At 67.8% G+C, this 25,545-nt stretch carries 26 protein-coding genes and 1 pseudogene; 13 read left to right on the plus strand and 14 right to left on the minus strand.

The genetic code is table 11. The features are described 5' to 3' along the window. Positions 1-4 precede the first annotated feature (4 nt). Together MRBLWH12_RS02800 and MRBLWH12_RS02805 are read left to right on the plus strand one after the other, a co-directional pair. On the plus strand, positions 5-1,237 hold the full coding sequence (locus MRBLWH12_RS02800; protein WP_363545863.1) for an MFS transporter: 1,233 nt from the start codon (positions 5-7) through the stop codon (positions 1,235-1,237). Between the two features lie 39 nt (positions 1,238-1,276). Further along, on the plus strand, positions 1,277-1,885 hold the full coding sequence (locus MRBLWH12_RS02805) for an NUDIX hydrolase (RefSeq protein WP_363545866.1): 609 nt from the start codon (positions 1,277-1,279) through the stop codon (positions 1,883-1,885). Positions 1,886-1,887: 2 nt separating this feature from the next. Here the strand turns inward: MRBLWH12_RS02805 and metX are convergent, their stop codons facing one another. Further along, the gene (gene metX / locus MRBLWH12_RS02810; protein WP_363545869.1) at positions 1,888-3,096 is read right to left on the minus strand and encodes a homoserine O-acetyltransferase MetX; all 1,209 of its coding nucleotides are present in this window, start codon (positions 3,094-3,096) and stop codon (positions 1,888-1,890) included. An 80-nt stretch (positions 3,097-3,176) separates the two neighbouring features. On the opposite strand from metX, the gene MRBLWH12_RS02815 reads away from it, so the two are divergent. Next, complete coding sequence (locus MRBLWH12_RS02815; RefSeq protein WP_363545871.1) at positions 3,177-3,659, plus strand: hypothetical protein; 483 nt, start codon at positions 3,177-3,179, stop codon at positions 3,657-3,659. An 86-nt stretch (positions 3,660-3,745) separates the two neighbouring features. Here MRBLWH12_RS02815 and MRBLWH12_RS02820 read toward each other — a convergent pair whose 3' ends face one another. Continuing rightward, positions 3,746-5,068, minus strand: a complete 1,323-nt coding sequence (locus tag MRBLWH12_RS02820; RefSeq protein WP_341975237.1) for a bifunctional o-acetylhomoserine/o-acetylserine sulfhydrylase — start codon at positions 5,066-5,068, stop codon at positions 3,746-3,748. 161 nt (positions 5,069-5,229) lie between these two features. Between MRBLWH12_RS02820 and MRBLWH12_RS02825 the strand changes: the two genes are divergently transcribed. The 3 genes from MRBLWH12_RS02825 to MRBLWH12_RS02835 are packed head-to-tail and all read left to right on the plus strand — an operon-like array spanning position 5,230 to position 7,354. Then, a complete protein-coding gene (locus tag MRBLWH12_RS02825) occupies positions 5,230-6,012 on the plus strand; it encodes an SDR family oxidoreductase (protein ID WP_363545874.1) in 783 nt (260 codons plus the stop codon). 3 nt (positions 6,013-6,015) lie between these two features. Beyond that, the gene (locus MRBLWH12_RS02830; protein ID WP_363545877.1) at positions 6,016-6,729 is read left to right on the plus strand and encodes a uracil-DNA glycosylase; all 714 of its coding nucleotides are present in this window, start codon (positions 6,016-6,018) and stop codon (positions 6,727-6,729) included. Positions 6,730-6,733: 4 nt separating this feature from the next. Then, entirely contained in the window at positions 6,734-7,354 is a 621-nt protein-coding gene (locus MRBLWH12_RS02835; RefSeq protein WP_341975234.1) for a GNAT family N-acetyltransferase, read from the plus strand. A 7-nt stretch (positions 7,355-7,361) separates the two neighbouring features. Here the strand turns inward: MRBLWH12_RS02835 and MRBLWH12_RS02840 are convergent, their stop codons facing one another. From MRBLWH12_RS02840 to MRBLWH12_RS02865, 6 genes are all read right to left on the minus strand, one after another. Next, positions 7,362-8,150 (minus strand): ABC transporter ATP-binding protein, encoded by a 789-nt coding sequence (locus MRBLWH12_RS02840; RefSeq protein WP_363545880.1) that lies wholly within the window; start codon positions 8,148-8,150, stop codon positions 7,362-7,364. After that, entirely contained in the window at positions 8,147-8,938 is a 792-nt protein-coding gene (locus tag MRBLWH12_RS02845; protein WP_363545883.1) for an ABC transporter ATP-binding protein, read from the minus strand. Before MRBLWH12_RS02845 ends, MRBLWH12_RS02840 begins: the two co-directional genes overlap by 4 nt. Continuing rightward, the gene (locus MRBLWH12_RS02850; RefSeq protein WP_407358357.1) at positions 8,935-9,804 is read right to left on the minus strand and encodes an ABC transporter permease; all 870 of its coding nucleotides are present in this window, start codon (positions 9,802-9,804) and stop codon (positions 8,935-8,937) included. Before MRBLWH12_RS02850 ends, MRBLWH12_RS02845 begins: the two co-directional genes overlap by 4 nt. Then, a complete protein-coding gene (locus MRBLWH12_RS02855) occupies positions 9,801-10,751 on the minus strand; it encodes an ABC transporter permease (protein ID WP_363545886.1) in 951 nt (316 codons plus the stop codon). Before MRBLWH12_RS02855 ends, MRBLWH12_RS02850 begins: the two co-directional genes overlap by 4 nt. Positions 10,752-10,762: 11 nt before the next feature. Further along, positions 10,763-12,280: an ABC transporter substrate-binding protein gene (locus tag MRBLWH12_RS02860; RefSeq protein WP_363545888.1), complete on the minus strand. Its 1,518-nt coding sequence runs from the start codon at positions 12,278-12,280 to the stop codon at positions 10,763-10,765. Positions 12,281-12,371: 91 nt separating this feature from the next. Then, positions 12,372-13,301 (minus strand): alpha/beta fold hydrolase, encoded by a 930-nt coding sequence (locus MRBLWH12_RS02865; RefSeq protein WP_363545891.1) that lies wholly within the window; start codon positions 13,299-13,301, stop codon positions 12,372-12,374. 169 nt (positions 13,302-13,470) lie between these two features. On the opposite strand from MRBLWH12_RS02865, the gene MRBLWH12_RS02870 reads away from it, so the two are divergent. From MRBLWH12_RS02870 to MRBLWH12_RS02880, 3 genes are read left to right on the plus strand one after another with little or no spacing between them, the layout of a single operon-like run. Then, positions 13,471-13,962, plus strand: coding sequence for a carboxymuconolactone decarboxylase family protein (locus MRBLWH12_RS02870; RefSeq protein ID WP_341975228.1), 492 nt, complete (start codon positions 13,471-13,473; stop codon positions 13,960-13,962). Continuing rightward, the gene (locus MRBLWH12_RS02875) at positions 13,959-14,690 is read left to right on the plus strand and encodes a tyrosine-protein phosphatase (protein WP_363545894.1); all 732 of its coding nucleotides are present in this window, start codon (positions 13,959-13,961) and stop codon (positions 14,688-14,690) included. The genes MRBLWH12_RS02870 and MRBLWH12_RS02875 overlap by 4 nt, the downstream gene beginning before the upstream one ends. A gap of 34 nt (positions 14,691-14,724) precedes the next feature. After that, positions 14,725-15,195, plus strand: coding sequence for an SIP domain-containing protein (locus MRBLWH12_RS02880; RefSeq protein ID WP_363545897.1), 471 nt, complete (start codon positions 14,725-14,727; stop codon positions 15,193-15,195). Positions 15,196-15,207: 12 nt separating this feature from the next. Here the strand turns inward: MRBLWH12_RS02880 and MRBLWH12_RS02885 are convergent, their stop codons facing one another. The 4 genes from MRBLWH12_RS02885 to MRBLWH12_RS02900 all read right to left on the minus strand — a co-directional run bounded on the left by MRBLWH12_RS02885 (position 15,208) and on the right by MRBLWH12_RS02900 (position 19,356). Next, on the minus strand, positions 15,208-15,645 hold the full coding sequence (locus MRBLWH12_RS02885) for a Fe-S oxidoreductase (protein WP_363545900.1): 438 nt from the start codon (positions 15,643-15,645) through the stop codon (positions 15,208-15,210). Beyond that, positions 15,642-16,445 (minus strand): arginase family protein, encoded by an 804-nt coding sequence (locus tag MRBLWH12_RS02890; protein ID WP_341975224.1) that lies wholly within the window; start codon positions 16,443-16,445, stop codon positions 15,642-15,644. The genes MRBLWH12_RS02885 and MRBLWH12_RS02890 overlap by 4 nt, the downstream gene beginning before the upstream one ends. Positions 16,446-16,513: 68 nt before the next feature. Continuing rightward, positions 16,514-17,257: a PspA/IM30 family protein gene (locus MRBLWH12_RS02895; protein ID WP_363545903.1), complete on the minus strand. Its 744-nt coding sequence runs from the start codon at positions 17,255-17,257 to the stop codon at positions 16,514-16,516. A 56-nt stretch (positions 17,258-17,313) separates the two neighbouring features. Beyond that, a complete protein-coding gene (locus MRBLWH12_RS02900; RefSeq protein WP_363545906.1) occupies positions 17,314-19,356 on the minus strand; it encodes a TPM domain-containing protein in 2,043 nt (680 codons plus the stop codon). A gap of 123 nt (positions 19,357-19,479) precedes the next feature. Between MRBLWH12_RS02900 and MRBLWH12_RS02905 the strand changes: the two genes are divergently transcribed. The 4 genes from MRBLWH12_RS02905 to MRBLWH12_RS02920 are packed head-to-tail and all read left to right on the plus strand — an operon-like array spanning position 19,480 to position 22,350. Further along, entirely contained in the window at positions 19,480-20,316 is an 837-nt protein-coding gene (locus MRBLWH12_RS02905; protein ID WP_363545909.1) for a DUF3097 domain-containing protein, read from the plus strand. Between the two features lie 46 nt (positions 20,317-20,362). Continuing rightward, a complete protein-coding gene (gene trmB / locus MRBLWH12_RS02910; protein WP_363545912.1) occupies positions 20,363-21,088 on the plus strand; it encodes a tRNA (guanosine(46)-N7)-methyltransferase TrmB in 726 nt (241 codons plus the stop codon). Beyond that, on the plus strand, positions 21,085-21,918 hold the full coding sequence (locus MRBLWH12_RS02915; protein ID WP_363545915.1) for a CPBP family intramembrane glutamic endopeptidase: 834 nt from the start codon (positions 21,085-21,087) through the stop codon (positions 21,916-21,918). The genes trmB and MRBLWH12_RS02915 overlap by 4 nt, the downstream gene beginning before the upstream one ends. A gap of 39 nt (positions 21,919-21,957) precedes the next feature. Further along, positions 21,958-22,350: a DUF1304 domain-containing protein gene (locus MRBLWH12_RS02920; protein ID WP_363545918.1), complete on the plus strand. Its 393-nt coding sequence runs from the start codon at positions 21,958-21,960 to the stop codon at positions 22,348-22,350. A gap of 10 nt (positions 22,351-22,360) precedes the next feature. Here the strand turns inward: MRBLWH12_RS02920 and MRBLWH12_RS02925 are convergent. Together MRBLWH12_RS02925 and MRBLWH12_RS02930 are read right to left on the minus strand one after the other, a co-directional pair. After that, positions 22,361-22,761 (minus strand): annotated as a pseudogene (locus tag MRBLWH12_RS02925) (RidA family protein). 618 nt (positions 22,762-23,379) lie between these two features. Next, entirely contained in the window at positions 23,380-25,164 is a 1,785-nt protein-coding gene (locus MRBLWH12_RS02930) for a sigma-70 family RNA polymerase sigma factor (protein WP_363545920.1), read from the minus strand. Positions 25,165-25,545 lie beyond the last annotated feature (381 nt).

The raw sequence follows: 25,545 nt of genomic DNA on the forward strand, positions 1-25,545 counted from the left end.
AAGGGTGAATCCCTCGACTGAATCGAGGGGTGCGGCGAAGAGGGCGCTCCTCTCTCTCGCCATCGGCAGCTTCGGCATCGGCATGACCGAATTCGTGGTCATGGGCCTGCTGCCCGACATCGCCCGAGACCTGCTGCCCTCCGTCTGGAACGCCAGCCAGGAGGACGCGCTGGGCCAGGCCGGCTGGCTGATCTCGCTGTATGCGCTCGGAGTCGTCATCGGCGCCCCCACGATCGCCGGCTTCGTCGCGCGTTTTCCGCGGCATCGCGTGATGATCGTCCTCGCGCTCGCGCTGACCGTCTTCAACGCGCTCACGGTCGTGCTGCCGTCGTTCGAGCTCGTCGGAGCCTCACGGTTCCTCGCCGGGCTCCCGCACGGCGCCTACTTCGGCATCGGCGCACTCGTCGCCGCCGACGTGATGGGGCCGGGCAACAGGGCCAAGGGCGTCGCGTTCATCCTCACCGGTCTCACCATCGCGAACGTCGTCGGTGTGCCGCTGGGCACATTCCTCGGCCAGCAGTGGGGCTGGCGAACCGCCTTCCTGGTCGTCACGCTGGTGTTCGCGCTGGCGACGCTCTGCATCGCGCTGTTCGTACCGGAGCATCCGGGGGAGCCGGGTCGCACGATGCGCGCGGAACTCGGCGTGTTCCGCATTCCGCAGGTGTGGTTCACTCTCGCCGTCGGCGCGATCGGGTTCGGCGGCTTCTTCGCGGTGTACAGCTACATCGCCCCGTTGGTCACCGAGGTCGCCGGATCGCCGGCATGGACCGTGCCGATCGTGCTGGTGCTCATGGGCGTCGGCATGACCGCCGGAAACCTCGTCGGTGGACACCTCGCCGACATCGATCTGCGTCGAACGATGCTCGTCGGCCTGACAGCGATGGCAGCGGTGCTCGCACTGCTCGCCGTGCTGTCGTTCTGGATCCTGACGCTCGGTGTGCTCGTCATCGTCGTCGGTTTCGTGTCGTCCGTGCTCAGCCCCACGATCCAGACACGCCTCATGGACGTCGCAGGCGACAACCAGTCGATCGCGGCGGCGCTCAACCATTCGGCCCTGAACATCGGCAACAGCCTCGGCGCCTTCCTCGGCGGAGCGGTGATCGCCATCGGGTGGGGGTTCACGGCTCCTGCATGGACCGGGGCGGCGCTCGCGGTGATCGGGCTCGTCATCGCGGTCGTCTCGTACCGGGTCGAGGGGCGCCGTCCGACGACGGTGCTGGTGGCCGCTCGTTCGTAGCCGGGCTGGTCGTCGGGCACCCGGTCATAGAGTGTGGGAGTGACCGACACCGAGATGCTCCCCGTCGCCGGCACCGTCGTGCTGCTGCGCGACGGCACGGACGGCCTCGAAGTCCTGCTGATGCGCAGGCCCGAGCGGGGTTCCTTCGCGGATGCGTGGGTGTTCCCCGGGGGTCGCGTCGAGGATGGGGATCGCGAGCCGTCGGAGGCCGAGGACGAGGATGCCAGGCGTGCGGCGATTCGCGAGACGTTCGAGGAGGTCGGGATCGTCGTCTCCGACCTGGTTGTGCTCTCCTGCTGGCATCCGCCCGTCGAGGCTCCCCGGCGGTTCCGCACGTGGTTCTTCGTCGCCGCTGATCCCGGTGGTGACGTCCTGGCGTCGACCGACGAGGTCATCGACGCGGTCTGGGTCCGACCGGGCGACGCGCTGGCTCGGCACGGCGCAGGGGAGTGGACGCTGTTCCCGCCGACCTGGATGACGTTGCGTCACCTCGCCACGTTCGCCGATGTCGCCACGGCGCTCACATCGGCAGGGATGCCACGGACCTTTCGCACGGTGGTGAACCGGACGGCCGAGGGACAGGTCTTCACCTGGGGCAGTGACCGCCTCGAAACGGGGTCGTTGCCGTGGCGGTACCGACCGGGCTGATCTCAGCTCGCCAGCAGTCGCCGCAGGTGCGCCCCCACGGCCTCCGTCTCGATCAGGAATCCGTCGTGACCGAAGTCGCTCGCGAGCACCACGGCCTCGGTTCCGTCGAGAGTGTTCGGGATGCTGCGGGCGATGCGATGCTGCCCATCGATCGGGAACAGCCGGTCGCTGTCGATGCCGAGAACGAGCGTCGTCGCGGTGACCGAGTGCAGTGCTTCTTCGACGCCGCCGCGGTCGCGTCCGACATCGTGCGAGTTCATCGCCTCGACGAGGGTGACATAGCTGTTCGCGTCGAAGCGGCGGGTGAACTTGTTCCCGTGGAAATCGAGGTACGACTCCACGGCGAAACGTCCGCCGTGACCGAGCGGCGAGACGCCTGACTGCCAGGACCGCTGGAAGCGCTGATTGAGTTCGATCGGACTGCGGTAGTTCAGCAGCGCCATCCGGCGCGCCAGGGCGAGCCCGCGGTGCGGTCCGTCTCCGTCGCCGAGGTCGTAGTACTCGCCGCCCTGGAAACGCGGATCCATCCGGATCGTCTCGGTCTGCACGGTGTTCAGCGCGATCTGATCGGCAGTCGTCACCGGCGGCGAGGAGAGCACGCCCAGCCGTTGCACGCGCTCCGGATGCGACACGGCCCACTCCAGCGCGTGCATGCCGCCCATCGAGCCACCGATCACGGCGGCCCACGTGTCGATACCGAGAGCGTCGGCGAGGCGGACCTGGGCTGCCACCTGGTCGCGGATGGTCAGGTACGGGAAACGCGACGCCCACTCGTAGCCGTCCGGCGCGACACTGGCTGGTCCGGTCGACCCCTGGCATCCGCCCAGCATGTTGGGGGCGATGACGAACCAGCGGTCGGTGTCCAGAGGAGCTCCGGGTCCGGTGATCTGCTCCCACCATCCCGCGGTGGGGTGACCCGCGCCGGCTTCGCCGCGAAGATGGCTGTCGCCGGTGAGCGCGTGCAGCACGAGCACGGCGTTGTCCCGTTCGGGGGTCAGCTCGCCCCAGGTCTCGTAGGCGAGACGGATGCCGGGAAGCTCGGCACCGCTCTCGGTGCGGAAAGCCCCGAACCCGGCGAAGCGCCGGTTGCCGACGGGGTCGCCGTCGCGCCAGGCGCCGGTCGCCGGGGGGCGCGCGCGGAGCAGGCGTACATCCGCCTCCGTCACCGGTGCCGACGGCACGGTGTCCTCAGAGGTCGTCTGCCAGTCCATTCCTCCATTGTCGCGTGGAAAGGCGACCGACCGGCGAAGGTTACGGTTCTGCGTCCTTCGTGCGGGCTACGCTCGAGACCATGCGGACACGGGTGGGAGCAGGAACGGTCGCCATGCTGCTGGGAATATCGTGCCTCACGGCGTGCACCCCGCAGGCGCGGCAGTACGACGCAGCTCCGGCTCCGGCTCCGACGAAGACGGCGCGACCAGCGGCTCTCGATCGGTTCACGGACTATTTCGATGACGAGCCGATCCCCGATGGCGCGAACGCGATGTGGGGATCATTCGGAGTCGCTGGGCAGGTCGCACCCCAGGGGTGGCACGATCGGAATGCCGCGGCGGGCGATTACTCCGTCACGGTCAGGTGCGCCGGTGCCGAGGTCATCGACCTCTGGTTCAGCGAAGGGGACGAGATCGACCACCGGGCCGCGCCTACAGGGAGCATCCAGTGCCCCTCGAGTGCGACCGTGGCAGTGAAGACGAGCACGCCGGGCTGGATCATCGAGCTCGACAGCCGTGGCGAGACCGGCGCCTACGTGGTCACCGCGGCGCCGGTGGTCTGACACCCGCGCGGAGACGCCGGGCGCGTGCCAGACGCACGGATGCCCCGGACCGCAACGGCCCAGGGCATCCGGTGTGCCGAACGAGATCAGGCGCGAGCCGCCTCCGAGACGCGGCGTGCCGCGGCCAGGGCCTGGTCGAGGTCGGCCTTGAGGTCGTCGATGTTCTCGAGACCGACGGACAGACGCACGAGACCGGGGGTGACGCCGGCGGTGAGCTGCTGCTCGGGGGTGAGCTGCGCGTGGGTCGTGGATGCGGGGTGGATGACCAGCGAACGGACGTCGCCGATGTTCGCGAGGTGGCTGAACAGCGTCAGGCTGTTCACGAACTCGCGACCGGCCTGGACGCCGCCCTTGAGCTCGAAGGACAGCACAGCGCCGACACCCTTCGGTGCGTACTCGTTCGCCTTCGCGTACCAGGGGGAGGTGGGCAGACCCGAGTAGTTGACGGCTGCGACGTCATCGCGGTTGTCAAGCCACTCGGCGATCTCCTGCGCGTTCTGCACGTGGCGCTCGATGCGCAGCGACAGCGTTTCGATGCCCTGGATGAGGTTCCAGGCGCTCTGCGGAGCGATCGCGGAACCGAGGTCGCGCAGCAGCTGCACGCGGGCCTTGATGATGTAGGCGAGGCCGTCGCCGACAGCCGCCGTGTACGACGCGCCGTGGTACGAGGGGTCCGGAACCGTGAGGCCGGGGAACTTGTCGACGTTCTTCGACCACTCGAAGCTGCCGCCGTCGATGATGGCGCCGCCGATGGTCGTGCCGTGGCCGCCGAGGAACTTCGTGACCGAGTGCACGACGATGTCGGCACCGAACTCGAACGGGCGGATGAGGTACGGAGTCGCGATCGTGTTGTCCACGATGAGCGGCACGCCGCTGTCGTGTGCGACGTCGGCGACGGAACGGATGTCGAGGACGTTGATCTGCGGGTTGCCGATCGTCTCTGCGAAGAAGAGCTTGGTGTTGGGGCGGACCGCGCGGCGCCACTCTTCGGGGTCGTCCTGGTTCTCGACGAAGGTGACCTCGATGCCGAGCTTCGCGAGCGTGTACTTGAAGAGGTTGTACGTGCCGCCGTAGATCGAGCTCGAGGCGACGATGTGATCGCCGGCTTCGGCGATGTTCAGCACCGCGAAGGTCGAGGCGGCCTGGCCGCTGGAGAGGACGAGAGCGCCGGTGCCGCCCTCGAGCGCGGCGAGACGCTTCTCGAGCACGTCCTGCGTCGGGTTCTGGATACGGGTGTAGATGTTCCCGAACTCGGCCAGCGCGAACAGGTTCGCCGCGTGGTCCGCATTGTCGAAGACGTAGGAGGTGGTCTGGTAGATCGGCGTCGCGCGGGCCTTCGTCACCGGGTCGGGAGCAGCACCGGAATGGATCTGCTTGGTCTCGAAACGCCAGGTCTCGGATTCGGACATGCTGTTCCCCCTGGGAGCGGATTGAAAGGTCGGATGGCGGATGCCGTTGCAGCGAGCGTACGGAGGATGGCGGGATGTCAACAACGACCGGGAAATGTGACGTAACAAGCCATGCGGCCGGCGCACGCGAAAACCGCACGCGAAAGTCGTACGGTGGAGGCATGGTGAACAGGCGTGCGGTAGTGACAGGTGCGAGCTCGGGGATCGGCGCGGCGACGGTGCGTGCGCTGAGGTCGCGCGGATGGGACGTCGTCGGCGTCGCGCGGCGCGAAGACCGCCTGGCCGCGCTCGTCGCCGAGACCGGGGCGTCCGCGATCGTCTGCGATCTGACCGACGCCGAGGCGGTCGCAGCGCTCATCACCGAGCTCGAGGAGACCGGGCCGGTGCACGCACTCGTACAGGTCGCCGGCGGAGCTCGCGGCACCGACAGCATCGAGGACTCTTCGATCGACGACTGGCAGTGGATGTTCGACGCCAACGTGCTGGCGACGCAGCGACTGGTCGCAGGCCTCCTTCCGCTGCTGCGCCGCGCCGCCGATGAAGACGGCCATGCCGATACCGTCTTCGTGACATCGACTGCCGCCCAGGTCGCGTACGCGGGCGGAGGCGGCTACAACGCGGCCAAGGCTGCCGAGGGGATGCTGGTGCGCGTGCTCCGGCAGGAGCTCAACGGCGAGCCGATCCGCGTCGTGGAGGTCGCTCCTGGCATGGTGCACACCGAGGAGTTCACGCTGAACCGGCTCGGCGGCGACGCTGTCGCTGCGGAGTCCGTGTACGCAGGCGTCGAGGCGCCCCTCCTCGCCGAGGATGTCGCAGATGTCATCGCCTACGCGCTGCAGGCGCCGGGGCACGTCAACCTCGACCTGATCACGATGCGACCTGTCGCCCAGTCCGCTCACCATCTCCTGGCCAGGGGACCGTTGCGCGTCCGGCTGGACAACTGAGCAGTGCCGAAGACTCTCGCGGACCTCGCGACCGAAGGCCGGATCGATGTCGGTTGGGCGGAGGCTCTCGCCCCCGTCCAGGGCGTCATCTCCGAGATCGGAGAACGGTTGCGGGCGGAGCAGGCCGCGGGTCGCGGATATCTCCCCGCCGGTGAGAACGTGCTCAGGGCGTTCCAACGCCCGCTGTCCGACGTGCGCGTGCTCATCACCGGGCAGGATCCCTATCCGACGCCCGGTCATCCCATCGGTCTCTCCTTCGCGGTCGAACGCGACGTACGGCCGCTGCCGCGGAGCCTGGCGAACATCTACAAGGAGCGCGAGAGCGATCTCGGCATCCCACCCGCCCCGCACGGCGATCTCACCGCCTGGAGCGATCAGGGCGTCCTGATGCTGAACAGGGTGCTCACGGTGCAGCCGGGCGTGCCGGGCTCCCATCGCCGCTGGGGCTGGGAGCAGGTCACCGAACTCGCCATCCGCACCCTGGCCGCGCGGGAGCAGCCGCTCGTCGCGATCCTGTGGGGCAAGGACGCGGCGAACCTGCAGCCCTTGCTGGGGGCGACGCCCGTGATCGCCTCCGCGCACCCGTCGCCGCTTTCCGCGAGCCGAGGCTTCTTCGGATCCCGGCCGTTCTCGCGCACCAACGCGCTTCTCGAGGCGGCAGGAGCCGCAGCCGTCGACTGGCGGGTCGAGGGCGAGCCCGCCGATTCTCTAGGCTGAGCGCATGCAGTTCGAACCCGGCGACCGCCGCCGCCGCATCCCCCGCCATCTGCGCAGGCCCGAGCCGGCTCCTGACGTGTTCTCGTACACGATCAGGGCGGCGACGGCGACCGATCTCCCGCACGTCCGCGAGATCTACAACCACTTCGTGAGCAACTCCGTCGTCACCTTCGACGAGCGGCGCAGCAGCATCCGGTATTGGCGCGACAAGTTCGCGCTGCTGTCGAAGCTCGGCCTTCCGTTCCTCGTCGCGGTCTCACCGGCCGGGGAGGTGCTCGGCTACGCGCTCGCGGCACCCTGGGCGAGCAAGACCGCTTACCGGTACACCGTCGAGGACTCGATCTATCTCGGGCCAGGAGCGGCTGGGAAGGGGCTCGGCGCAGCCCTTCTGCAGGCGCTCATCGAGGCGTGCGAGCAGATCGGCCTCCGCGAGATCGTCGCCGTGATCAGCGACACCGGGGCCGAGGCGTCGATCCGTCTGCACACGAAGCTCGGTTTCGTCGAAGTCGGTCGGATGGGCCGGGTCGGCTTCAAGTTCGGACGCAATCTCGGCACCGTGTATCTGCAGCGCTCGCTGCGGCCGACGGGTCGGCGTCGGCGCCGGATCATCGGCCGCGGTCAGTGACCGGCGATCACCGTCCTGGGATCACCGGGATCGCGGCGAGAAGCTTCTTCGTGTAATCGTGCCGGGGGCGCAGCAGCACGTCCTTCGTGGTGCCGCGTTCGACGATCACGCCGTCCTTCATCACGATGACCTCGTCGCACAGGTGCTGGACGACGCCGATGTCGTGCGAGACCAGCAGCAGCGTCAGATCGGAGGTGCGGCGCAGATCGGCGAGCAGCTCCAGGATCTGCGCGCGCACGGTGACGTCGAGCGCGGAGAGGGGTTCATCGCCGATCAGGATCCGCGGGCGGTGCACGATCGCACGCGCGATGGCGATGCGTTGGCGCTGACCGCCGGAGAACTCGTGAGGGTACCGCGATGCCATTGACGGCTCGAGGCCGACCTGCGTCAGCACCTCCGCGATGCGCGCGGCGCGGTCTCCCGGGATGTCCAGCGCCCAGAGCGGCTCTCCGATGATCCGGGCAGCCGTCATCCGCGGGTCCAGCGACGCGTACGGGTCCTGGAAGACCAGGCCGGTGGCCCGGCGCAACCAGTGCAGCGAGCGCGCGGATGCCGCGGCATCCACGTCTCTGCCGTCCACCGCAACGGTGCCGGATGTCGGGCGATCCAGACCCAGGAGCAGACGGATCAGCGTGGACTTCCCCGACCCGGATTCGCCGATGATCCCGACCGACGAGCCCTCGGTGACGTCGAGGTCGGTCGGCGCCAGCGCGGTCTGCGTACGGGTCTTCTCGAACGGAGAGCGTTTCGGTACGAAGAAGTCGCGTGACAGCCCGCGCGCCTCGATGAGGCTCATGCTCCGCCTCCTTCCGGGCGCCACAGCGTCGCGGTGGCATCGCGGAGCAGACCCTGGGTGATCGGCGATGCCGGTGCACTCAGCAATGTCCTGACGGGAGCGGCCTCGACGACCCGGCCGTGCTCGAGCACCACGCCGTCGACGGCGACCTGTGAGAGTACAGCGAGATCGTGGGTGATGAAGACCAGCGACATGCCCTCTTCGTCGACCAGAGAGAGCAGCAGGGCGAGGATCTCCGCCTGGATGGTGACGTCCAGGGCGGTCGTGGGTTCGTCGGCGATGAGCAGTCTCGGTCGGCAGGCGAGCGCCATCGCGATCGCCACGCGCTGACGCTGACCGCCGGAGAGCTGATGCGGGTAGCGGTCGACGATCGACTCCGGGTCGGGCAGTCGCACGCGGGCGGCCTCCGCGATCGCCCGTTCCCTGGCCTCTCGGCGGCCGATGCGCTCATGGATGCGGATCGACTCGGCGATCTGCCGGCCGACGGTGCGGATCGGGTTGAGCGCCGTCCGCGGTTCCTGGAAGACGATGCCGATCTCGTCCCCGCGCAGCTCGGCGAGCTGTCGGTCCGGCATCCCGATCAGTTCGGTGCCGTTCCAGCGGATGCTGCCGCTCGCGACGGCTCCGACCGGGAGGAGACCGAGTACGGCGAGCGCGGTGAGGGACTTGCCGGAACCGGATTCCCCGATCAGCCCGACGCGGGCGCCATCGGGCACGTCGAAGGAGACGCTGTCGACGACGCGGCGCCCGTCGATCTCGATCACGAGATTCTCGACTTCGAGGCTCATGCGACCACTCCAGGGGTGTGGATCTCGGCAGCACGATGCTGCAGGGTCGGGTCGGTGGCCTCGCGGAGCCCGTCGCCGAGCAGGTTCAGAGCGAGCACGGTGATCGTGATGGCGAGGCCGGGCCAGACTACGGAGAGCGGATGCACGCTGATGTAGCGCTGCAGGTCGGCCAGCAGGATGCCCCAGGAAGGTTCGACCACGGATGCGCCGAATCCGAGGTACGACAGGCCCGCTTCGGCGAGCACGGCGACAGCCATCGACCAGGACAACTGCACGATGAACACCGGAGCGACGTTCGGCAGGAGATGCCGGACGAGACTCTGCGCAGGAGTGAGACCGGAGGCGCGGCCGGCCAGCACGAAGTCGCTCTGCTGGACCCGACGCAGTTCCGGGCGCGTGACCCTGGCGATGTTGACGCCGAACCCGATGCCGACGGCCCAGACGACCACCCAGAGCGAGCCGCCCCAGACCGAGGAGATCATCATCGCGATGATCAGCACGGGGAAGGCGATGAGGATGTCCACGAGCACGGCCACCGTCTCTCGCATCCAGCGCGCCGTGAGCGCACCGAGGGCGGCCAGGGCGATGCCGACGACGGTCGCGACGACACCGGCGCCGATGCTGACGAACACCGTCGTCCGCGCGCCGGCCATGATCAGGCTCAGGATGTCGCGACCGGTGTCGTCGGTACCGAGCACGTGGGGCCAGCTCGGCACAGCCCAGCGGTTGCGGACGTCGGAGTCCTGCGGATCGAACGGCGTCCACACCGACGAGACGAGCGCCATGACGACGATCACGCCGACGACGACGAGGCCGAAGCGGCCCGTGGTCGTCGACCACAGCCTGCTGGTCCAACGGGGCATCATGCGGCCTCCCGCTGGCGCGGATCGATCAGATGATGGGAGAGATCGACGAGGAAGCCGACGATCAGCACGAAACCGGTGAGCACGAGCAGCTCGCTCTGCACCTTGATGAGGTCTCGGGTGCCGACATCGGCGACCAGCATCCGTCCGATCCCCGGAAGCGTGAACAGCTGTTCGATGACGACGGAGCCCACGATGATTCCGGCGACCTGCAGGCCGAGCACGGTGATGATGGAGAGGCCGACGGCGGGGATGCCGTGCTGGATGAGTGCCCGGGTGCGGGTGAGGCCCTTGGCTGCCGCGGTGCGGACGAAGTCCTGTCCTGCGGCCTGCAGGGTCGCACTGCGCACGAAGCGCATGAGCATCGCCCCCTCGACGATGCCGATCGTGAGCGCCGGCAGCAGCAGCGCCTCGACCGCCTTCCCCGGTGTCGACCAGCCGGTACGAGGGAAGCCCTGCGGGGGGAGCCAATCCAGCCACACCGAGAAGACCACGACGAGCATCATCCCCGCCCACACCACCGGGACGGCAGCCAGCGCCTGTGCGCCCACGCTGAGTGCGGTGCCGCCTCGGCGGCCGCGCAGGACCGCGGCCAGGATGCCGAACGGCACGGCGATCAGGAGGGCGATCGTGAGCGCCATCATCCCGAGCGGCACAGTCACCTGCGATTTCAGGAACAGCTCCTCGCCGACCGAGGCGCCGGTCAGCAGCGAGGTGCCGAGGTCGCCGCGGAAGATGCCGCCGATCCAGTCGGCGTACTGCGCGATCAACGGCTGGTTCAGACCGAGCGCCTCGCGCAGCGCCTCGACCTGCGCAGGGGAGGCCTGGGTCCCCGCGATGAGCTGCGCCACATCACCGGGGAAGACCCGCAGTGTGAGGAAGATGAGCACGCTCGAGACGAGGAGCCCCGCGATCAGCAGGGCTCCTCGGACGAGCAGATAGCGGATCATGAAGGAGCCGGTTACTTCTCCGACAGCACGGTCACGCCGGCCAGGTTGATGCGCGAGTTGATCGAATCCTTCGGGAAGCCGGTCACTTCGGGACTCACGGCCGTGATCGTCGCGCCGTTGTACAGCCAGTCCGCGGCGTGGTCCTCGGAGATGAGGCGGGCTGCTTCCGCGAGCAACTCGGCGGACTTGTCCGGGTCGACCTCGGCCAGAGCCTGCGCGTACAGACGCTGCACCTCCGCGTTGTCGTAACCGAAGTAGTACTCGGGGTTCGCGAAGTTGCCCACGTCGCGCGGCTCGACATGCAGCACGAAACTGAGGTCGTAGTCGTGGTTGCCGTACACGTCCTCCAACCAGGCAGGGAACTCGACGGAATCGACCTCGAGGGTCACGCCGACCTTGGCGAAGTCAGAGATCAGCACCTTCGGAACCGTGGTGCCGTAGAACGACGGGATCGTGAGAGTCAGCTCGAGATCCTTCTGGCCGGCTTCCGCGAGCAGTGCTTTGGCGCGCTCGGGGTCGTAGGAGACGACATCCGACAGATCCTCGTATCCCGGGTCGAGCTCCGGGATCGGACCGAAGAGCGTCGTGCCCGCTCCGACGGCCTCGACGAGCCCTTCGTGGTCGATCGCCAATCGCAGCGCTTCGCGCACGCGCACATCGTCGAGCGGTGCCTTGGCGTTGTTGAACGCCAAGGTGGCCTTGTCCGTCGTGCGGCCCGTCGTCAGGGTGAAGTCGCCGGAATTCTCGAGCTGCGAGGCGAGGTTCGGGTCGACAGCGGTCAGGACCTGCACGCCGCCGTCCAGCGCGTTGTTCACACCCGCGGTGAAGTCGGGGACGTACTGGAACTCGACCTCGGCGACGCCGGCGGGCTCACCCCAGTACGTGTCGAACCGGGCGAACGTGATCGAGCTGCCCTTGTTCCACCGGGTCAGTGTGAACGGGCCCGTCCCGTTCTCCGCGGTCTTGAGATCGGTGGTGTCGCCGGTCTGGAAGACGAGCCCTGCGGGCCCGGTGAGCGCGAAAAGGAAATTCTGGTTCGGGGCGGTGAGCACGATCTCGACGGTCGTCGGATCGGGGGAGGTGATCGAGGCGACGGCTGCGAAGTCGGCGTTGCCCTGGAGGGTCGCATCGGTGCGCACGGCTTCATAGGAGGCCACGACGTCGGCGGCGGTGAGCGCGGTGCCGCTGTGGAAGGTGATGCCCTCGTTCAGCGTGAACGTGTAGGTCAGACCGTCGTCGGACACCTCGTACTCGGATGCGAGTCGCGGCTCGATCTTGTTGTCCTGCGTGCGGGTGACGAGGCCCTCGTAGATGTTGTCGATGAGGATCTGCTCGAGCGCGGCGCCGCTGGTGTGCCGGATGTCGAGGTTCGTCGGCTCGAGCACGAGCCCGACGGCCAGGGACGCATCGGCGTCCGGCTTACCCGTCGAGGTGGCGACGGGCTGGGGCGATCCGGTGCAGGCGGTGAGGATCACGGCGGTGGCCGCGAGCGCGGAGATCAGCGCGATGCGTCGGGTGCGTCGGAACATGGGTGCGATCCTCTCGGAGCGGCGGATGCCGGGTGTAGGTCGAGCCTAGGGATGTGACGGGGCGGACGGGGCGAACGGAGGGAATCCGGCGTCACAATCCGGATGCAGCGGTCAGGGACGCGCGGATGTGAGTGGCGAGTTCGACCGGGCCGGTCTCCTGCACGTTGTGGGTGGCGTCGATCGCCGTCACACGCGCCTCCGGGAGCCGGCGCTGGAATTCCTCGGCATCCGCCTCTTGGACGAAACCCCGGACCGCCCGAACCAGCGTGACGGGAGCTGCGACGCCGGCGAGGTCATCCCAGCCCGTCTCGTGCAGCAGGGAGGGTGCAGCGGCGGTGCCGGCGTCGTGAGCGGCGAGCGCATGGGCGGCGAGGTGCGCGAAGTGGTGCTTCCATTCCACTCGGCCGTCGTCGCGTACACGGGTGTTGAGGAAGACGCCGCGTTCGGTCTCGGCCTTCGTGCCGCCAAAGCCGAGCGCCATCGCGCGATCGACGAGTTCGGCGCGGGTCGCAAAATCGGTGGGACCGGCATAGAACTCGCGGAGGGCAGCCGGACCCGCACTGACATCGATCCCCGGAGTGATGTCGACGATGATGAGCTCCTGGACCAGCTCAGGTCGAGCGGCGGCCACCGCGGCTCCCGTGAGCCCGCCGAGCGATTGACCGACGATCAGCTGGGGGATGTCCGTCCAGGCCTCCAGCGCTGCCACCACGTCGGCCGCGAGGGTGCGCGGGGTGTAGTCGGCGTCCGTGCGCCACGACGAGTCGCCGTGGCCGGCGAGATCGATCGCGAGCGTCGGCTGTCCCAGAGCGAGAACCGTCGTGTCCCAGGTGTGCGCATTGAGGCCGGCTCCGTGCAGGAGCGTGACGCGAGGAGCATCCGTTCCGTAGCGGAGAGCGCTGACCGTTCGTCCGTCCGGGAGCGGAAGGGTCAGACGCTCCACGGGAGGAACGGGAACGCTCAGAGTTCCCGCCTGCGCAGGAAGATAGCTGAACTCAGAGTTGTCGGTCGTCACGTCCATATTCTGCTCCTGCGCGATCGAACCAAGAAATGCGAGAGCAAGATGACAATCTGGTCAGAGATATAACTTGTCGATCTGATCCTCATAGAGGGCAATCGGTTCTCAGGCTGCATCAACGCGATCTTGGGTCTCCCGATCCGAGAACCAGCGCAGCGAATATGCTGGTTGCATGAGCGAGACGCGAGTGCACCTTTCCAAGACTGAACCGGCCGCGTATCACGCCTTGGATGCCTTCTCGAAGACTGTCGGCGAGATCTGCCGTGAGAACGGCATCGATGACCGGCTCAAAGAGCTCGTCATGATCCACTGCTCTCAGTTGAACGGTTGCGCGTACTGCGCACGGATCCACGTCGATCGCGCGGTCACTGCAGGCATCGACCTGGACACACTCACGCAGATCCCCACCTGGCGTGAGAGCGGTGTGTTCAGTGAGCGCGAATGCGCGGCGTTGGAACTCGCCGAGGCGTTCACCTTCATCGCCGAGGAAGGGATCTCCGACGAGGTCTACAACCGTGTCGGCGCCGTTTTCACCGAGAAGGAGTACGCCGCGCTCAGCTGGGCATGCGTATCGATCAATGCCTTCAACCGCATCGTCGTGGCGGGGCGTTATCCGGTTCCTCCTCGTGCGCTCCAGACCCAGGGGGCGGATGCCCGCTCATGACGATCCTCGACGTCGAAGGCGTCACCAATGTGCGCGATGTCGGCGGGATGCCGGCGGCCGGTGGCCGCATCCGCTCCGGAGTGCTGCTGCGCTCAGGGCAGCTCGCGGGCGTGACGTCGGCGGGCGCCGACGCGCTGCGTACGCGGGTCCGGCACATCGTCGACCTCAGAGACGGCGAGGAGGTCGCGGCCGAACCGACGGACATCCCCGGTCCTGACACCACGCACCTGCCGTTGTTCCTCGGATCGGTGCGCTCGTTCTTCGAAGCGGACACCAGCCTTGAAGATCTCTACGTGCACCTGCTCGAAGAGAGCGGAGAGCGTCTGGTCGCGGCGATCCGGATCATCGCGATGGGGGAGTCGACTCTCGTGCACTGCACGGTCGGCAAGGATCGTACCGGCGTCACGGTCGCGCTCGCGCTCGCCGCGGTCGAGGCCGATCGTGAAGCGATCATCGCCGACTACGCACTGACGGAGTCGCAGCTTCCTGTCGAACGGTCTCGGCGCATCGCGGCCTACATTCGCGCACAGCATCCTGAGGCGGTGCACGCCGTCGCACTCGCGACCGAGTCTCCTGCGGCGGTCATGCGGTCACTGCTGGAGCGTGTGGACGGCAGATGGGGATCGGCGGCCGACTACCTGCGAGCCAACGGGATGCGTGCCGAGGAGTTGGCCGCCTTGTACACGGCGCTCGTCGAGCCGATCGAAGGAACCGTCGACAAAGGTTAGGCAACCCTTCGCCAGGTGATATCATGGAGGCACCATGAACACCTCCCTCGACACCGTCACCACGCGCGCACAGCGCCGTGCTGCCCGTCGACGCGCTCACCACCTGGTGACGGCAGACGAGCACTCGCTCGCCGATCTCGAGGTGTTCCTGGCGACGCTGCCGCTCTGCGCTTCCGGACGCATCTTCATCGAGGTGCCCGAAAAGGAAGACATCGGCGTGATCGATGCTCCCGCGCGCATGACCGTCACCTGGCTCGCTCGTGGAGATCGTTCGGGAGCGCCCGGCACCGGCCGTTCCTGCGCGCCCGGTCAGGCGCTGTCACGCGCGACGTGCGCCTGGGCCGATGAGATGCTCTGCGGTGATGAGCTCGAGACCCGGGTCACCCTCCTCGGCGGATACCTCGGCACCGCCGACATCGTCGAGCACCTCACAGGGCACCTCGCAGTCGAGGCGACGACGATCTACGCACCCGAGCGCTTCGGTCTGCTGCCAGCCGCGCGCTGATCCGTCACGCTCTCAGCGGCGACGGCGCACGTAGTTGCCGTCTTCCAGACCGGCTTCGATCTCGAAACGGTTCTGCAGCGGGTCACGACCGGCGAACAGATAGAGGACGGGCATCAGAAACCCGTACCGCTGCCACTGCTTCTTGTGCACGGCTTCGTGCCGCAGCACGGCATCGCTCGGACGGTCGTCACCCGTGAGGAAGCATTCGCCGACGCACACGCCGCCGCGATTGAACGTCCAGCTCGGCATGCCGCGGAACACCCACAGCCCTTCACGTCGCTCGACCGGGCCGGTGCTCCAGAGTCCGCCCCAGATCCAGCCGACGGCGGTGCCCCACCAGTACCCGACGCGGCTGATCGGCGAACGGAGCAGGAATGAGGGGATGCGGCGATCGAAACGTCGCCCGCGGGCCAGAGAGGCATCCGCTGCGGGGCGCCAATCTGGCGTCACGCCACCGCTCCGACCAGGCGCAGCAGCGCACCGAGGTCGTCGACGGCAGCGGCGGGCGTGCTGGGGGCGAAACCCGCGATCGTCGCGCCGGCCAACGGCACCCGCTCGCGCAACCGTCGGATCGCCGCACCCAGGGTGGCCGGACTGATGCCGAACGGTGCCGGTGACGAGACACCGACGATGTCTGCGGGATCGAGGACGTCGACGTCGATGTGCACCCAGACGCGGGAAGCGCCGGTGGCGGCCACAGCCTCGGCGAGGGCGTCGACCTGATCGAGGTCGGCGACGGAGAGTCGGCTGAGGCCATCGAGGTGCTCGATCTCGCCATCATCAGGATTTCGTACGCCGACCGTGACGATGCGTGCCCGCGGAACGCCGGGGGAGAGGGCGAGCTGCGGCTCTCCTTCGCCGAGCACCGCGCGCAGGGCCATTCCGGAGAACGCGCCGGACGGCGAGGACTCCGGCGTGTGCAGATCGGGGTGGGCATCGCACCAGACCACCGCGAGGTCTTCCGTCCCGGACGGAAGTGCCGCGAGGGCCGCCACGGTGACGCTGCAGTCGCCGCCGATGACGACCGTGTCCGCGCCGCCGTGCTCGCGGACGAGTTCGCGGGTGCGCAGCAGCGCACTCAGCCGGCGGACACCGGTTCCGAGCGACTCTCCTGCTTCCACGGGAACATCCAGCACCGTCGTCGCGGCGCGGGGAAGGTCTCCGGTGATCGCCGAGGCGCCGTCGACGAGGAGCATCGCGCGGGGCGCGGGCGAACCCTGCCACTGCGGAACGACGAGAAACCGCACCATGAGTGCCTCCGGAGAAGAGAAGGGCGGATGCCCCGGACACATCGGCCCGGAGCATCCGCCGGATGCGATCAGGAGCCTTCGATGGCCTGACGCGGGGCGCTGCTGCCGGCCTTCAGCTCGGCAAGGCGGGCCTCGACCTCGGTGAGCTCGCCGAGATCCTCGAGGCTTTCGAACTGGGCGTCGAGGCTGGACGCAGCCAGCTCCGTCTTGCCCTGCGCGATGGCCTCCTGGCGGCGGACCTTGTCTTCGAACCGGCCCAGCTCGCTGGTCGGGTCGAGGACGTTGATCGACGAGACGGCGTCGTGCACCTTGGTCTGCGCCTCGGCGACCTTGGCGCGTGCGAGCAGTTCGCTGCGCTTGTTCTTGAGCTCGCCGAGCTTGTCCTTCATGCCGTTCAGGCCGCTCTTGAGCTTGTCGACGATCTCGGTCTGAGCGGCGATCTGCGGCTCGGCGCCGGTGGCCTCGCGCTCCGCGCTGATCTGGCGCTGAAGTGCGATCTTCGCGAGGTTGTCGAACTTGTCGGCATCGGTCGCGTCGCCGGAGTTGCGCATCTCATCGGCCTTGCGGCTCGCGGCGAGGGCCTTGTTGCCCCACTCGGTCGCCGACTGCACGTCTTCCTCGTGGTCACGCTCGAGCAGACGCAGGTTTCCGATCGTCTCGGCGATGGCCGACTCGGCATCCGCGATGCTGTTGGTGTAGTCGCGGACGAGCTGATCGATCATCTTCTGCGGGTCTTCTGCAGAATCCAGGAGGGAGTTGATGTTCGCGCGGACGAGGGTCGAGATACGTCCGAAGATGGACTGCTTGATCATGCGTGATTCCTTTCAGAGGGTCTTCGTCGAGATCATAATTTCGGTTTCTATGCGGGTCAGAAGCGTCCGCCTCCGGAGCGTCCGCTGCGGCCTCCGCTGGAGCGTCCGCCGCCGCCGAAGCCGGAGCTGCGGAAGCCCCCGCCTCCGCTGGAGCGCCAGCTGCTGCTGCGCGAAGAGCCGCCTCCGCCTCCTCCACCGGAGAGGAGACCGCCGATGATGCCGCCCAGGATGTCGCCGCCGAGTCCGGAGCCGCCGCCGGAACTGGAACCGCCGAACAGGCCGCCGCCGCCCCAGTTGTCGTTCGGGTATCGCTGCGGGTTCTGCGCCTCGACGTCGGCCTGGGCGGAAGACGTCGCTTGGCGCACCAGCTCGACCGCGCGGCCGGCCTCGGTGAGCGCGGCCTCTGGGTCGGTGGCCCGCAGGTTCAACGCTTGAGTGAGCGAGGTCTCAGCCTGCGAGAGCCGCGTGCGTGCGGTGGAGCCGACGGTGCCGCGGCGGGTCTCGATGTACTCGCGACAGGCGCGGATCTCGGAATTCGCCTGCGAAAGCGTCTGCTCGAGCATCTGTTGCACGCGACGCGCGCGTTCCACGGCTTGGGTGCCCTGCGCGATCGCGGCGTCGATCTGCGTGTTCGCGGCTGCCAGTGCCTCGAGCGTGCGCTGCGGACTGCGTGCCGAACCGCTGAGGTTCGCCTGAGCCTGTCGCAGCAGGTCGGTGGTCGCCGCTGTCGCGGCGGCGATGGTGCCACCGGCGTCGGGGAGTTGCTGAGCCGTGGCGACATCGCCCTGCAGTTCGGTGACCAGAGCCTGTGCCTGCGTCTCGATGGCCGCGAGCTCGGTGCCGAGCGCCGAGATCGCCTGCGAGAGCTGTGCGGCCTGGGCGACGGACTGCTCGGCCGTGCGGATCGCGAACGCAGCCTCGCCGGATTTGCCTGCCGCGATCGCTGCTCCCGCGGCATCGATCGAGCGATCGGCGAGCGCGGCACGTTCCTGCGCCTGGGCGGGGTTGTCGGCGACAGTGCTCAACGCGGTGGCGTCGTAGGACGCGGACAGCGCCGAGAGCGCCGGGGCGGCTCCGGCGAGCACGGGTTGCAGAGCCGCGCGCTCGGAGCGCACCCGCTCGAGTTCCTGCGGGGCGTTCTGTTCCAGCTTTCGCAGCGCGTCGAATGCCTCGGTGTTGGCATCGAGGACGTCGTCGATCTCGTCGCAGAGCTGAATGATGCGGATGTGCCAGGCGCGTCGGTCGTGGACGGTGTCTTCGATCTCATCATCGAGTTTCTGCCTGAGGTCGAACGCCTCCGACATCTTCGCCTTCGCCGTGTCCACAGCGCTGCTGAATGCGGCGGTCGCACCCTCACCGAACTGGGCGACGGCGAAGCCGAGTTCCTCTCGACTGGATGTGATCGCGTCGTCCGCCTGCACGAGGGCGGAGCCGGCCTGCGTCTCGACCTGCGCGTCGGTCAACGTCGAGAACGGATCGTTCGGATCGGGGGCCTCCGGCATGGCGCCACGCTCACGGATCGCGGCGTTCCGGCGGGATCGTGCGACGAGCTTGACGATCAGCCAGATCACGAGCGCTGCGGCCACGATCCCGGCGATGACCAGACCGACGCGCAGAGCACCGGCACCGCCATCGCCCTGGATCTCATCGGCCGCCAGAATGATCGCCCCATCCCAGTCGCCTTGAGCCAGCAGGGGCTGGATCTTGTCCTCGATGGCGTCGAGCTTGCCGTCGCTGAGCGGGCCGCCCTGAGCGGCCGAGATGTAATACGCGCTCTGCTCGACGGCGATCGCGAGGAGATACTGCTCAGGGCCGAGGTTGTTGTTGTCGGCGACGGTGTCCGCCCACTGCACGTAGTCGGAGGGCGAGGTGAAGCTGTCGACCAGCACGACGAACAGATCGGCGTCGGAGTTCTCGGTGAGCTGCAGCAGCCGCGCTTCGACCGCGTCCTGCTCGCCGGCGCTCAATACGCCGACGTCATCCGTCACATACCCGGAGTCGAGCGTGAGCGGATCGGTGGCGGACGCCGCTGTGGCGGAGAACGCTCCGAGTGCTGCAGCCAGCGCCAGCGCGGCCATCGTGACCCAGCGAGTCCTCATCGTGTTCCCTCCGACTGGCTGCCGTGCCCCCATGCCACGAGTCTATGCACACAGGCCGACACGCGACAGCATCCGGAGGGGGATCGCCGTTCGCCGTCAGCGGAGACACATACGCTGGAGAGCATGGACGACAGGTATGGCTCGGATGTGCTCGCCGCCGGGTGGCGCGAACGTGCCGCGAAGCCGGTGCCTCAGGTACCGGCCGAACTCGACATGGTGGTGGAAGTCGCGGACGACGGATTCTGCGGCGCGGTGACGCGCGTACAGGGCGGCGTCGTGGAGCTGGAGGACCGCGCCGGTCGCAAGCGGCTCTTCCCGCTCGGCGGGGGGTTCCTCATCGACGGAGCGCCTGTGCGGCTGACGGTGCCGACACCCAAGGCGCAGGCACCCCGACGCACTGCATCCGGCTCCTTCGCGGTCGGCGACCAGCGCGCCAAGGTCGCACTGCCCAGCCGCATCCTGGTCGAGGGCAGGCACGATGCCGAACTCGTGGAGAAGGTGTGGGGTCACGACCTGCGCGTCGAGGGCGTCGTCGTCGAGTTCCTGCAGGGAGTCGACCTCCTGGACGATCTGCTCGCCGCGGAACCGCCGAGCGCGACCCGTCGTTACGGCGTTCTGGTCGATCACCTGGTGCCCGGATCGAAAGAATCTCGGATCGCCGATGCGGTCGCGCGGGGCCCGCACGGTCGCCACGTGCGCATCGTGGGACATCCGTTCATCGACGTCTGGCAGTGCGTCACCCCGCAGGCGCTCGGCATCGCCCGCTGGCCGGAGATCCCGCGCGGCACCGATTGGAAGACCGGCATCTGCCGCGCATTCGGCTGGCCCCACGAGACCCAGGCCGACACCGCACGGGCGTGGCAGCACATCCTGTCGAAGGTGCACACCTATCGCGACCTGGAACCGGCGCTGCTGGGTCGGGTCGAGGAACTCATCGACTTCGTCACGACACCCGTCTGAGAAGCGCCAGGGGAAGTGCAGGATGTCACGCGACTACCCTGGAACCATGCCTGAACCCCGCATCTTCCGTGACGAACCGGTGTCTTTCGTGCGCCGCAGTGGACGGATGTCCGAGGGACAGGAGCGGGCTTTCGCCGAACTCGCGACCCACTATCTGCTCGATGTGCCGCGCGGCGCCGCCGAGACGTCGGTGCACCCGGATGCCCGGCTCGATCCGGCGGTCGAGTACGGACGCTCTGGTGCCCTCTACGTCGAGGTCGGTTCGGGGCAGGGGCACGCGATCGTCTCCGCCGCGCTGTCGCGCCCCGACGATGACTTCCTGGCGGTCGAGGTCTTCCGCGCGGGACTCGCCCGCACCATGCTGGATGCCGACCGCGAGGGAGCTCGCAATCTGAGGCTTGTCGAGGCGAACGCGCCGGAAGTGCTGTCGTCGTACCTGCCGGAAGGGGCGGCCGCCGAGGTGTGGATCTTCTTCCCCGATCCGTGGCACAAGAACAAGCACAACAAGCGGCGGCTCGTGCGGCCCGGTTTCGGAGAGACGGTTGCGCGCGCGTTGCGCGACGGCGGGCTGCTCCGTCTCGCCACCGACTGGGAGGATTACGCGCTCCAGATGCGCGAGGTGCTGGATGCCGATCCGCTGTTCGAGCGCGCCTTCGACGGAGAATGGGCGGAGCGCTTCGTGGGTCGAGTCATGACCGCATTCGAGCAGAAGGGCATCGCGAAGGGCCGCGACATCCGCGATCTGGTGTACCGGCGGAAGACGCGGGCGTGATCTCATCGCGACGCACGACGGCGCTCTGGCCCGCGGTGGTGCCGGCCGCGCTCGTATGCGCTGCGGCCCCGGCGTTCTTCGTGGTGCAGTGGGCCTGGCTCGGGTGGGTGCTGCTGGCTCTCGGCATCGGCGGCGCCTGGGCGATCGAGCGGGGGCGCGCGATGGCATCCGGTCCGTCGCTGACGCGGGATCTCTCGCTCATCGGTCTCGGGATGCTCATCGTCAGTGTCATTCCCCTGGCGGCGGAGCTCGACAACCTCGCGATGCTGCGCTTCACGTTGGCGCTCGGCGGCGCCGTGGCCGTGCCGTATCTCATCTCGAGGTTCGTGTTCCGGGACCGTGCGATCAGCTTCCCTTGGCGCACCGGCAGGCGCTGGGGCCGGCTGCAGTGGGGATGGCTCATCGCCGTCCTGGTGCTGGGGTGGCTGATCCTGCCGTTCTACTTCATCACCAGCGGCGTCTATCAGAACTGGCCGGTGGTCGACTCGCCGGAACTCATCGCGCGCCTGTTCGTCGGCGTCGGGGCCGTGGGCATCTGGGATGAACTCTTCTTCATCTGCACCGTATTCGCACTGCTGCGACGGCACTTCCCCGATGCTGCGGCGAACGTGCTGCAGGCCGTCGTCTTCGTGTCGTTCCTGTGGGAACTCGGCTACCGCGAGTGGGGGCCACTGCTGACGATCCCCTTCGCGCTGCTGCAGGGGTGGATCTTCCTGCGGACGCACTCGCTCGCGTACGTGGTCACGGTGCATCTGCTGTTCGATGCGGTGGTGTTCGCAGTGCTCGTGCACGGCCACAATCCGGGATTGCTGCCGATCTTCCTGGTCTGAATGTTTGGTGACGCGGCGCTGAGGCGGGAGAATCAGCCCATGCTCATCGTCGGATTGATCCTCGCCGCGGCCGCCGCCGCTTTCCACGTCTTCATCTTCGCCCTCGAGTCGCTGAGGTGGACGGAGCCCGAGACGCGCAAGATCTTCGGCGTCGCCAGTGAGGCGGATGCCGTGACGATGAAGCAGTTGGCCTTCAACCAGGGCTTCTACAACCTGTTCCTCGCCCTGACGACGCTTCTCGGCATCGCGCTGTTCATCTCCGGGCTGGCCGCCATCGGTCTGACCCTCGTCTTCGCCGGAACCGGAATGATGCTGGCGGCCGCGCTCGTGCTGATCCTCTCGGACCGCAGTAAGGCGCGTGCCGCGATCATGCAGGGCTGCCTGCCGTTGCTCGCTGTGATCGTCACGGCGATCGGTGTCGCGATCAGCTGACCGACCGGGTTCAGTCGCGGATGACGGCGGCGACGGCGCTCACTTCGATCAGCGCGCCGGGAACGCCGAGACCGACGACGATCGCAGCGGTGACGAGGGGAGGGGCGCCATCGCGTGCGAGCTTCGAGGCGACCGCACCGTACGCGGCCCGCAGATCCGCGTCTTGATGGATCAGGACGGTCCAGCTGATCACGTCGTCAAGGCCCGCCCCTGCGGACTCCAAGGCGATGCGGGCGTTCTCGACGGCGCGGAGCGACTGCTCACCGCATCCGGTGAGACCACCGAGCCGGTGGCGTCCACGCCGTTCTGGCCGCCGACGTAGATCGTCGTCGCGCCGGGAGGCACGACGGCGACGTGACTGAATGCGGGACTGACGACCAGTCCTGCGGGCTGCGCGAGTGTGATCTTCATACCCGACAGTGTGCCTCGGGGCACCGACACAGCGGGCTGGAGCGCTCTGAGTCCTGGCCTTCTCTCAAGGATCGAGAAACGAGCTTCGTCGGCGTCACCATTCGCGGATCCTGCACTCCTTATTGATGTGGAGATGGAACGGCAACCCAGCGTTCTGGATCCGCGGATGCACCGACCAACATGGACCCTCCGTCAGGACGATCCGGACCGGTGACGTCCTGGTGGGGTTGATCTGGTTCTCTCCCAAGCACCTGAAGCCGCGGTCACCCGCGACGTCCCCACCAGGACACACCCTCGCTTGACGACCCTGGCGACAGGTCGCTACACCTCCAGAGAACGGATGACGACATCAACTCTCCGCTTCCTTCCTCAACCTCCGCTCCTCGAGATCTCGTGGAGGTGACGGCACCGATCAAGGTGCGCCGTAAGCGACGGCGCAGGAGTCGTCACGGCTATGAACACACCCCCTGGATAGGCAAGGAGATCGCGGGAGCGCCAATCTGGGGCATCATCGTGGCCGGTTGCCTCGTCATCGGCGTGAGCATCATGGCGACCCTTCAATAGCGAGCCCCACATCGCATGACAAGGCGGCCCGATCGCGGCCTCCCGGGCGGGAGTTCAGGGCGTGGTGAAGTCGAACGTCATTTCCTCGGCGTCGGGGCCCCACGGGGAATGCAGCACGTCGGGGTCGTAGACGTCGAGCGCGGCTTCGGCGGCCGGACCCCAATAGCTTTCGTCGTCGAGGGCGCGGAAGGTGAAGTAGTACCATCCCCAGGAGTTCATGCGCAGCCGCTTGACCGCGTGTCCGGTGGCATCCAGGGGGATCATCGCGGAATGCCCCTCCATCGTGCTGACATAGATGGTGCCGTTGGCGGGGCCGGTCACGGCGATCACGAGCCCGGTGGTCGACGCTTCCGAGGCCAGCATGTCCTCGAAACCGGTGATCCCTTCGAACCCTTCGACGACGATCGGGAGCACGGTGAACTCACCTGTCGATATCGGGGACTCGGTGGTGGCGTCATACGCCCATACCCGGTACGAATGCGTTCCCGCGCTCGGTTGGAGTCCGCGCGGATCGAAGCTCCACGAGCCGTCCTCTGCGACGGGAGCGGAGTAACGCGCCCCTGCGACCTCGACGGCGATGCTGGAGCCGGGTGTCGTCTTGCCCGTGATCACCGGGGCGAGATAGTCGGAATAGGCGCTCGGCGTGGTGACGCCGGGGGTGAGCGTCTCCGACTGGCCCTCCCCGGGAAGCGGGATGGTGACATCGGGCGAAGGCCGGGTCGGGAGGTTGGGCAGCAGCGCGGGGTCGGAGATGAGGTCGATCGAGTCGATGTTCGGATCGTCATTCCAGCGCCCGATGCGCGGCAGTGTCGGCAGAAGCGCCGGGACGCTCACCAGGTCAGGGGTGATGACGTCGGGGAGATTCTCCGTGATGACCGCTGGGACTTCTGTGGTGAGGGCGTCAGCCGGCTTCGCCGCCGGCTCTGCTGTGGGTAGACCGGTGAGCCAGGACGTGAGGATCAGGCCGCCGATGGTCAGCACGCTCACGCCAGTGGCGAGGATTCCGGTGGTGATGCCGATCCCTGTTCCGGCGGCCATCGCGACGGTCGTCACTGCGACGCCCGAAGAGAGCGACGCCGCAGCCGGAACGACGGTACCGAGAGCGCCGAATCCCACGGCCGCGAGGGTCGTGCTCTGCAGGCGCGCAGCGGCTCCCCGCATTCCGTGGAGCAGCTCATCGCAGGTTTCGCAGGTTTCGATGTGCGCGGTCACTTCAGTGGTGGCCTCGGCATCGTTCAGGTCGGTGAGGTAGCGGGGGATCAGCCGCGCGGCATGCTCGGTGTCGTCTCTCAGCGCGGTCGGGATCTGCTGGGACAGCCACTGGAACTTGAGCCCGGTGCGCGCGCGGCGCTGCAGCGCCGAGACGGCGTTCGGCTTGATGCCCAGCTCGCGAGCGATCTCCGGTCGCCCGGTCTCGGCGACTTCGGCGAGCCAGAGCACTCGCTGCCAGCGTTCCGGGAGTGTCTGGAAAGCGCTGAGCAGGTCGCCGGCGTTCGATTCGTTCTCGATGATGCTGAGTGCGTCGCGATGATCGATGATTTCGAGGTTGACGGCCTCGACGACATGGTTGGCTTCCTTGGACCAGCGGATCGCGGTGTTCCGCATGACCGCTTTCAGGTACGACCGGAACGCGAACTCTGGACCCTTCGACGATGTCGTGACCAGCTGGTAGATCGCGAGGAACGAGTCGGAGACGAGGTCGTCGGCGCGAGACCGGTACAGGCGTTCTGCGTATCGATAGGCCGGACCCACATGGCGCTTCCACAGCGATGCATAGGCATCACCATCACCGGCACGCAGCGCCGTGAGCAGTTCGGCGTCGCTACGAGAATCTTCCATTGCCCTCTCCCCAATCACGCGCCGGGACACCGGAGCGCCGGTGGGGTGACCTCCCGTCACCCTACCCTCCTCTTAGGAGTCGATGAGCAGCGAGAAGTGACGCGAGATCGCGAAGAATTCTCCGATTGGGAGCAATCGAGACGGTTTTCGTGTGCGGTGCGGCCCTCCGGACCCCAGACTTGCCGGCGGCGACGCCTCGAGTCGCGCTGCCGGTCAATGCGAAGAGCCGCACCGTCGGGTCGTGCCGGTCGGAGACGGGTGACCCAGCGACGTACCCATGAATAAGGAGTGGATCGAGCGGGAAAGGTGACGTCGCTGTGGATGCCCGTGGGCCGAGACGCCGGAGGTGTGACGTGCTCAGCGAGTGATCCTCCCACCACC

The sequence above is a fragment of the Microbacterium sp. LWH12-1.2 genome, from assembly GCF_040675825.1.
Classification (GTDB): Bacteria; Actinomycetota; Actinomycetes; order Actinomycetales; family Microbacteriaceae; genus Microbacterium.